We start from the raw sequence: 7,279 nt of genomic DNA on the forward strand, positions 1-7,279 counted from the left end.
GTCGGACTCGGCAGGTCCCGCCGACGGAAGCGGGGGACCCGGCGGAGGCACCGCTCACTGGGGCAGCTACAAAAGCCGGGACCACGCGTGCGCCGCCGTGGCCGCAAACGTCGCCTCGCTGCTGCTGGTCCCGCTCGGCTTCATGACCGGCGTGGAGGACTCCGACCTGGAGGCGCTGCAGGATGAGCTGGACGAATTCAGCCGCGACGTTCCGCCCCGGCTGGGGGACCACCTGGACAGGGTGGAGGCCCAGCTGGATCACGCGTCCGCAACCGGCCGCTTCGACGCCGCCGGGTTTGCCCGGGCCCTGCAACCGGTGAAGGACTGGCTGTCCGAACACTGCGGGGAATGAGGCGTTAGGCTTGCCCTGAGAGTCATCACAGCGTCAGGGGAGAACAGATGCACAACGAGGATCGGCCGGCTGCCCCGTCCGCGGGAGAAGCGCCGGGGGCACACCCGGTAACCGCACCTGTCGGCGTCCCGGACGCGCCGGCGCCGGCAGCGGTTGACCCGCATCAGGCTGCAGGCCTCGGCATCCCGGACGCCCCCGGACGCACCACCATCTCCGAAGCCGCCGTGGCAAAGGTCGCCGCCGTCGCCGCCCGCTCCGTCCCGGGGGTCTACGCGCTGGGCAGCGGCACGGCACGGGCGCTGAGTGCGCTGCGGGATGTCGTGGGCGGCAGCGACGCCGGCCAGGGCGTACACGTGGAGGTCGGCCAGACGCAGGTTGCCGTGGACATCAGCCTCGTGGCCGTTTACGGCAAGCCGCTGCAGGAGTTGGCGGGCGCCGTGCGCGCGGCGGTGTACACCGCCGTCGGGCAATTGGTGGGGCTGGACGTGATTGAGGTGAACGTGGAGATCAATGACGTCCACGTGCCCGGCCTGGACGCCAAGGCTCCGGCGGAGAAGCCGGTGCGGCAGGCGGCCCAGTAACCGGATGTTCGGGACGGCGAGAGGAACAAGGATGAGCTACACGGTAGTCGGCATGGGCGTCGGCGCGGTGCTGGCGTGGGCCGCGCTGGTGTTTAACTTTTGGGGCTTCCTGCTGATGGCGGTCTTCCTGGTGGTGGGGGCGTTGCTGGGCCGCGCCGCGGAGGGCAAGCTTGACTGGCGCAGCATCCGCGATGCGCTGACCGGACGCCGCTCGTCTTCATGACGGAACCCGTTGTGGGCGCGGACGAATTGCCTCCCCGCCCGGAAGGACCGCCGCCGGCCAGGCGGCCGGACGGACCGCCCCCGGCGTCGCTCCCGACCGACCCGCCGGGGCAACACTATGCCGGACATACCCGGGTCAGTACGCAGGCGTTGACCAGCACCGCGCAGGGGGTTGCGGCGGAGGTGCTGGGCGTTGCGCCTGCCCTGGTCCGTGCGACGTGGCGGGACGATGCCGGTTCCCTCGCGCTGTCCCTGGCCCTTCCCCTCGGCATTCCCTCGCTGAACCGGGTAGTGCGGGACCCGCACCTGGTGGACGGCTTCGGCGGATCGGTCTGGGACCGGGCGCATGCCGCCAAGGGAGCCATCCTGGAGAGGATCTCCTGGATCAGCGGGTCGAGGTTGAGCCGGGTGGACATCAGGGTCACCGGCATCCGCGTGCAGGAAGGAGGCCGGGTTCGGTGAGCACCAACGTCAAAACTGGCGGGGGGCCGGCTGACCTGCGCCCGGGCGACGAGCGCCTGGCCGGCCGGGAACTGCGCAGCTCCCGCGCCATCGCCGCGGTGATCGCCGCCGTCCTCGTCGGATTGGCCTGCCTTTACCTGCTGCTCGAAGCGGCGTTGAAGGCGATCGGGCAGCGCCCGTGGCTGGCCTCGCCGGAAGAAATGGCGGGCTGGATCCACCAGCTGCCGGGGAACGTCGCGCCGACCGTCCTGGGCGCCTCCGGAGCGCTGATCCTGTTCCTCGGTCTGCTCTTCTTCCTGCAGGGCGTGCTCCCCGGACACCTGCACCGGCATCGCATTCCCGGCCGCCGCGGCGTCGTGGTGGCGGACGATGAGGTCATCGCCGCATCGCTGGCGCGACGCGCGCGCATCGAGGCGCAGGTGACGCGCGAGCAGGTGCTGGTGGTCGTCTCGCGCGGGCTGGTGGATGTCCGGCTCCGGCCGACCTCCGGCCAGCCGGTGGACGCCGACGCCGTCCAGGCCGCGGTCGAAGACGAGGTCCGCAGGGCCCGGATCAGCCCGGTCCCGCAGGTGCGCGTGTTCGTTTCCACTTCGGGGGTGGTGGGACAGTGAACCAGACGCCCCGGACATTGAACCGCATCCTGATCACCCTTCTGGGGCTGCTGCTCATGCTGGCCGGCGGCACCGCGCTGGCGCTGGCGCTGGTTCCCGCGCTCGCCGGCCGGTGGCAGGCCGCCACGGAGCAGGCCGGCGCCAACCTGCAGACGGTCCTGGACGCCACCACCCTGGCCGGGCAGCGGGACAGCTGGCTGTGGATTGTGGTGGCGCTGGTGCTGCTTTTGATGGTGCTGCTGATGATCGCGTGGGCCGCTCAGCAGGGCAAGGGCCGCACCGGCACCATCGCCGCTGATTACGACGGCGCGGGCGAACCCGGCGCCGTCTGGCTCAGTGCCGCCGTGGCCGAGCAGGCGTTGCGCGATGCGCTGCGGGAACGCGACAACATCCTGCAGGCAACGGTCACCGCCTACGACTACGAGGGCGGCGGCGGCCTGCGCGTCCGGGTGGCTCCACGCCTTGGCGTATCCCCGCAGGCCGTGGCGGACGAAGTCTCCGACCTCGTGGAGGCGCTGGACCTGACCGTCGGGGTCAGCTTCCCGGTGGTCATCCACCTGGTGGCCGGCGCGCGCTCGCGGCTGGTCCGCGCCGACCGCGTCCGCTAGCCGGACTGCCCCTAAGTCGAAAGTGCCGCCTCCACATCAGCGTGAAGGCGGCACTTTTTCGAATCCGGGGCTGGGTACTAAGCGCCCATAGGAACCTTGAAATTCGGCACCGGTGCGGGCCACGTCGGATGATCGATCTGAACGGTATCGACGATCTCCCCATAGGGAAAGATGAACTCATTACGATCCACACGGGCACCGAGGACCTCGATCGGGCCAAGAATTTCGAGTGGGTCGCGTAAGCCGGAGCGGAGCTCGACTGTCGCAGTTGCGGCTCGGCCCGGTTCCGAGGAAGTTTCCTCCACAGGTACCGAGATCACGTCGGCAAACGTCGGCTGTCCGGCCCGGCCGACGCGGTGACGCACCTGCAGGTAAGGAGCGTCGTCTCGAACACCGAACACATCAGGCCATCCAGCCCCTGGCTCCACATCCGGCGAGTCAAGCTCGACATCCGTAGTGATCAACTGGACTCCGTTGCGGTTGAGTTCAAGGTGGTAGCCGCCCGTTGCGGTTTCCTCCCACACAAAGTCGCCAACCTTCTTCGGCCAGCCCCAGATCTCTCGTCCAATAATGGCGGCGTCGTCGTAGTTCGTGTATTCGAGGAAGCAGTGTCCACCGGTAATTCCGTTGTACTCGACAGGAACTCCGAATTCGACAACGTACATGTCGCGGAGCCACGGAGTCTCGGTTTCATGCCCACCCCGCACCTCGCGCGTATAGAGCCAGTTGATTTGAAATAGGTCACCCACAGGCTTGAGGGGCGCCTGGACGACTTGTTCAAGCACGCCCTTAGGTGCTCGGGCGAGAAGTCCGATGCTCAGGTTGCCTTCAAAAATTGAAGGGGATTCTGGATAGGACGGGGCCCACATGGGGAAGGGAAAAAATCCTGTATTCGGTTCGGCCACGGGTGCCTCCTAGGCATAAGGGACGCGACGGTGCGTCGTGACACAATTCGACTGAAGTCGAATTATTACCTCAAGCTATAAGCGGCTGTGAGGCATGTCAAGCGTTTTTCTTTCCGCCTGGCTTTGTCTAGGTCGTCGGGGTGCCGGATCCCGGCCACGTGGCGGTGATGTAAAGCCGGGTCAGCCTTTTAGTTTCCGCAACGACCTCGGGGTCACCGGCAGTGTTGGTCCGAAAGGCATACTGCATCAGGTGGTCCAAGAATTGGCCGGTGACAGCCGAAGCGACGGCCGGCCACGGCCTCTTGGCAGGGGTAATGCGATCCAACATCGTTTCCACTTGGCTCATGATGTAGCTGTTGGCCGATGCATCAAGCGCCTCGGCCTCCGGGTTGTACCGGTGGTAGAGCCATATTTCCTGCACAGCGGCATCACGGTAGAAGTCGATGTAGCGGTCGACAAGCGCGTCCACTGCATGCGCAATGCTTTTGTAGTTTTCGCTCAGGAGATCATCAGCGAGCCGACAAGCACGGTCGAGCATCTGAACCGCGAGATGGTGCATGACGGATTCAGGATTCTCAAAGTAAGTGTAAAAGGTGCCCTTGGTGACACCGGCCAATTCAATAATTGGTCCTGGCGTGTTTGTGGCAGACACGTAGCCGACATTGCGCAGCAGCGACTCCGCTGCATCAACGATGCGGTCCACCTTCTCCTGGCTGCGGGACTGCCCGGGGGATTTACGCAGCCCCTCAGTGTTAAGTAACGATCGGCCTGGCCACATGAATGCAACATTAACACCTCGAAGAGCATGCCCAGTGCCAGAGACAGGGGCAGTCTATATGTGCTAGCGTTCGGTCATCAATTCGACTCACGTCGAGTTTTTGAACTCAAAGGAGCGTTCAATGTCCACAACATCCAACGGGTCGAGGCTGGTCCAGGCCCCGGATCCCCATTCAAAGAAGCTTGGTCGAGGATCGATTATCTCTCTGACTGTGGCCTCATTCATTCCTGCTGCTGGAATGGCCACCGTCCCCTTGATCATGCTGGGCGCTGCGGGTTATGGGAGTTGGCTCGCTGCTGCTATTAGCATGATTGCCACGATCGCGATTGGGATGGCGATTGTCGTCTTCGCGAGGCGTTATGTAGCCAGCGGATCCATCTACTCCTACGTCGGATTTGTTTTCGGATCTTGGGCCCGCTACATAGTGGGAGGCAGCCTGTTCCTCGGCTACCTCGTGCAACTCTCGTCCATCACTCTGCTCATGAGTGTCTTTGGCGGCAGTTTACTAGCGGCTGTTGGTGCGGGTTGGGCTTTGGGCGCATGGCCACAAGCCACAATGTGCGCAGCCATTCTTGCCGCGGCCGCCGCTGTCGTTTACCGCGGCCTGGATGTATCAGTCCGGGTTGCAGTTACCTTGGCGGCGGTCTCCCTGCCCTTCATGATCGTCGTCGTTTCGGGGAGCGCGATGAGCACTGGGCTGGAGCTCGAATCTCAGTTTGGCCTTGCCGGAGCGACCGTTCCCGGCATCTTTACGGGTATGGCCGCCGGAGCAGCCTTCCTCTTTGGGTTCGAGAGCAGCGCGGCTCTCGCGGGGGAAACGGAGGACCCCAAACGGAACGTGCCGTGGGCAGTCTTGAGTGCCCCCCTGCTGCTTGGAGCGCTCTACGTCATCACGACTTTTCTCTCCGTCCCCGGACTCATGCAGTCTTCGGACGCAATCGCCGCCGGAGTGTCGGCACCCGCCGCGCTGGCAGCCAATGCCGGGTTGCCGGCCTGGCTTGGTACTGCAACCGACGCCGTTTTAACGATCGCAACCCTTGCCGGCGTGATCGGCTTTCTCAACTACGGCTCCCGGTTTGCAGCGACTCTTGCTGGCGATGGTTTCTTGGGGCAGAGAATTGCACGCACCCATCCTCGGTTTGGCACTCCCGCTGCCGCAGTGTTCCTTCTCGCGGGCGGCGCGCTCGTGTTCCTCATGCTGCTGATAACCGTGTTCTCGTTCTCCGTCCTCGATGTGCTCACCGGGCTGGGTATTCTGATCGTCGCTTGTTGGATCTTTCCTTACATCATTGTGTGTGCCGGGGCCTTCGTGCTGCTCCTTCGGGAACGTTCGCTAACCGTTCCTGCGGTGTCGGCGGCCGTCGTCGGCACAGCAACCGTTGGATGGGTGTTCCTCAACAACGTGCTCAATCCGCCGCCTGCACCCCTCAACCTGGTGCCGTACGTGTTTCTGGGCGCTCTGGCAATCGTCATGGTGGCATTCGCTGCAGGGCGGCGGAGGAGCGCCCAGCGCGTCGACACCTCGATAACAGACAGGTCCGGCCGTCCTTGAGCGGCGTGGCGGGAATCAGCACAGATGCTGATTCCGCCACCACTCCGGCCGCCGTTGCCCAAGCCCCGGACCCCAGGAATCGGCTGGCGGCAAGCTGCTATAGCGCGAAAACTCCAATTCATGGAGTGAGGGCTCGGAATTATGGTTGCGGCGTAAGCCAGACGGCCCCGTTGGGCTGCAGCAACCCGTCGGAGACTGCGCCCTCCTGCGACGCCAGCACCAGGGAGGCGCCGGCGGGCAGCCGGACGGCGGAAGTGCCCATGTTGGCCAGCACCTGCAGCGTCCCGTTGCGGTAGCTCAGGATTCCCGCCGCCGGATCGTGCCCGGCGGCCCATTCCAGGCTGCCTTGGCCCAGCTTCTGCTCCGCCCGCAGGCGCAGCGCCGCCCGATACAGCTCGTAGGTGGAAGCGGTTACTCCCACCTGCTGATCCACCGCATAACGCGCAAAGCTCTCGGGCTGCGGCAGCCAGGGCTCATGCTGGGTGGAGCCCCAGCCGTAGCCGTGCGCCTCCGCGCGCCAGGGGATCGGCACCCGGCAGCCGTCGCGGCCCCGCTCTTCGCCGCCGGTGCGGAAGAACGCCGGGTCCTGGCGCACCTCGGCCGGCAGGGCGGTGTGCTCCGGAAGGCCCAGCTCATCGCCCTGGTAAATGTAGGCGGAGCCGGGCAGCGCCAGCATCACCAGCGCCGCGGCACGGCCGCGGGCGTGGCCGAGTTCCTCGTCGGGCTGTTCGTCGCCGGGGCCAATGCCCTTGGGGAAGGTGGTGGGGTCCGCCAGGCCGTACCGGGTGCTGTGGCGGACGGTGTCGTGATTGGACAGCACCCAGGTGCTCGGCGCACCCACCGATGCTGCAGCGGCGAGCGAATCCTCGATGCTGCGGGCCATCCGTCGGGCGTCCCAGCCGGCGAGCAGGAAGTCGAAGTTGAAGGCCTGCTGCATCTCGTCGGGCCGGACGTAGGCAAAGAGCCGCTCGGCAGGCTCGACCCAGGCCTCGGCGACCAGCATGCGGTCGCCGTCGTACTCGGCGAGGACCTTGTGCCACTCGCGGTAGATCTCGTGCACGCCGTCCTGGTCGAAGTAGGGCGGGGTCTCCGGATGGATCCGCTCCTCCTCCCGGGCAACTGCCGGCTGCGCCGCCGCTCCGCGGGCATCCGCCCCGGCGGGTTCCAGCACCTGTTCCTCGGACGCACGGGCATCGGGGGTGGGCGAG

General features: G+C 65.8%; 10 protein-coding genes. 7 read left to right on the forward strand and 3 right to left on the reverse strand.

Annotated features, from left to right (window positions below; translation table 11 throughout):
* From AC5RV2_RS12420 to AC5RV2_RS12445, 6 genes are all read left to right on the forward strand, one after another.
* Positions 1-352: hypothetical protein (locus AC5RV2_RS12420; protein ID WP_494092586.1), on the forward strand; the 352-nt coding region annotated here is incomplete at its 5' end.
* Positions 353-399: 47 nt separating this feature from the next.
* Complete coding sequence (locus tag AC5RV2_RS12425) at positions 400-933, forward strand: Asp23/Gls24 family envelope stress response protein (RefSeq protein WP_494092587.1); 534 nt, start codon at positions 400-402, stop codon at positions 931-933.
* Positions 934-964: 31 nt separating this feature from the next.
* A complete protein-coding gene (locus AC5RV2_RS12430) occupies positions 965-1,156 on the forward strand; it encodes a hypothetical protein (RefSeq protein WP_494069428.1) in 192 nt (63 codons plus the stop codon).
* Between the two features lie 149 nt (positions 1,157-1,305).
* Positions 1,306-1,617 carry a hypothetical protein gene (locus tag AC5RV2_RS12435; protein WP_494092588.1) on the forward strand — a complete coding sequence of 104 codons (312 nt, stop codon included), beginning with the start codon at positions 1,306-1,308 and terminating at the stop codon, positions 1,615-1,617.
* Complete coding sequence (locus AC5RV2_RS12440) at positions 1,614-2,228, forward strand: hypothetical protein (RefSeq protein WP_494092589.1); 615 nt, start codon at positions 1,614-1,616, stop codon at positions 2,226-2,228. The genes AC5RV2_RS12435 and AC5RV2_RS12440 overlap by 4 nt, the downstream gene beginning before the upstream one ends.
* Positions 2,225-2,836: a hypothetical protein gene (locus AC5RV2_RS12445; RefSeq protein WP_494092590.1), complete on the forward strand. Its 612-nt coding sequence runs from the start codon at positions 2,225-2,227 to the stop codon at positions 2,834-2,836. Before AC5RV2_RS12440 ends, AC5RV2_RS12445 begins: the two co-directional genes overlap by 4 nt.
* A 77-nt stretch (positions 2,837-2,913) precedes the next feature.
* Here AC5RV2_RS12445 and AC5RV2_RS12450 read toward each other — a convergent pair whose 3' ends face one another.
* Together AC5RV2_RS12450 and AC5RV2_RS12455 are read right to left on the reverse strand one after the other, a co-directional pair.
* Positions 2,914-3,741, reverse strand: a complete 828-nt coding sequence (locus tag AC5RV2_RS12450; RefSeq protein WP_494092591.1) for an acetoacetate decarboxylase family protein — start codon at positions 3,739-3,741, stop codon at positions 2,914-2,916.
* A gap of 127 nt (positions 3,742-3,868) precedes the next feature.
* Positions 3,869-4,444: a hypothetical protein gene (locus AC5RV2_RS12455; protein ID WP_494092592.1), complete on the reverse strand. Its 576-nt coding sequence runs from the start codon at positions 4,442-4,444 to the stop codon at positions 3,869-3,871.
* A gap of 196 nt (positions 4,445-4,640) precedes the next feature.
* Between AC5RV2_RS12455 and AC5RV2_RS12460 the strand changes: the two genes are divergently transcribed.
* Positions 4,641-6,071 (forward strand): APC family permease, encoded by a 1,431-nt coding sequence (locus AC5RV2_RS12460; RefSeq protein ID WP_494092593.1) that lies wholly within the window; start codon positions 4,641-4,643, stop codon positions 6,069-6,071.
* 139 nt (positions 6,072-6,210) lie between these two features.
* Here AC5RV2_RS12460 and AC5RV2_RS12465 read toward each other — a convergent pair.
* Positions 6,211-7,279 (reverse strand): alpha-amylase family glycosyl hydrolase (locus AC5RV2_RS12465; RefSeq protein WP_494092594.1); only part of this gene is annotated, 1,069 nt, incomplete at its 5' end.

The organism is Arthrobacter sp. Y3225116 (genome assembly GCF_059091245.1).

Coding starts and splice junctions, on each gene's coding strand:
- AC5RV2_RS12460 (WP_494092593.1), top strand. CDS start 4,641: ATGTCCACAACATCCAACGGGTCGAGGCTGGTCCAGGCCCCGGATCCC.
- AC5RV2_RS12430 (WP_494069428.1), top strand. CDS start 965: ATGAGCTACACGGTAGTCGGCATGGGCGTCGGCGCGGTGCTGGCGTGG.
- AC5RV2_RS12425 (WP_494092587.1), top strand. CDS start 400: ATGCACAACGAGGATCGGCCGGCTGCCCCGTCCGCGGGAGAAGCGCCG.